The sequence below is a fragment of the Paenibacillus sp. EKM10P genome (assembly GCF_011800655.1).
GTDB classification, from domain to species: domain Bacteria; phylum Bacillota; class Bacilli; order Paenibacillales; family Paenibacillaceae; genus Paenibacillus; species Paenibacillus polymyxa.
This window is the reverse complement of sequence record NZ_JAALET010000078.1, coordinates 1-463: the sequence shown is the minus strand read 5'-3', so window position 1 is coordinate 463 and position 463 is coordinate 1. Positions and strand designations below refer to the sequence as shown.

The following is a 463-nucleotide window of genomic DNA, read 5'->3' as shown; positions in this document are numbered from 1 at the left end:
CAGTGGTTCTTTGGACAAGCCTCGGCAGAGCCGCATTATTTTAACCAGTCGGTGATGCTGCATCGAGCAGAAGGCTTCGATGCAGCCGCATTGCGTCAAACGATGACCAAGCTGACGGAGCATCATGATGCCTTGCGTATGGTCTTCCGTCAGACCGAACAGGGCTATGAAGCGTGGAATCGCGGTTTGAATGAAGGCGAGCTGTATCATCTGGACGTTGTGGATTTGACAGATATGCCAACCCTTGCAGAGGTGGCAGCAACCATTGAAACGAAGGCCAATGCCATTCAAAGCTCGATTCATCTGGATGAAGGACCGTTGGTGAAGTTGGGACTTTTCCGCTGCACGGATGGAGATCATTTACTGATTGCGATTCACCATTTGGCTGTAGACGGCATTTCATGGCGGATTGTGTTTGAGGATTTTGCGACTGGATATGAGCAGGCCGTTCGGGGAGAAGCGA

At 51.2% G+C, this 463-nt stretch carries 1 protein-coding gene; it reads left to right on the top strand.

Annotated elements, in window-relative coordinates; genetic code table 11:
• A partial coding sequence (locus HFE01_RS26480) for a condensation domain-containing protein (RefSeq protein ID WP_243208318.1) occupies nt 1–463 on the top strand: 463 nt, incomplete at both ends.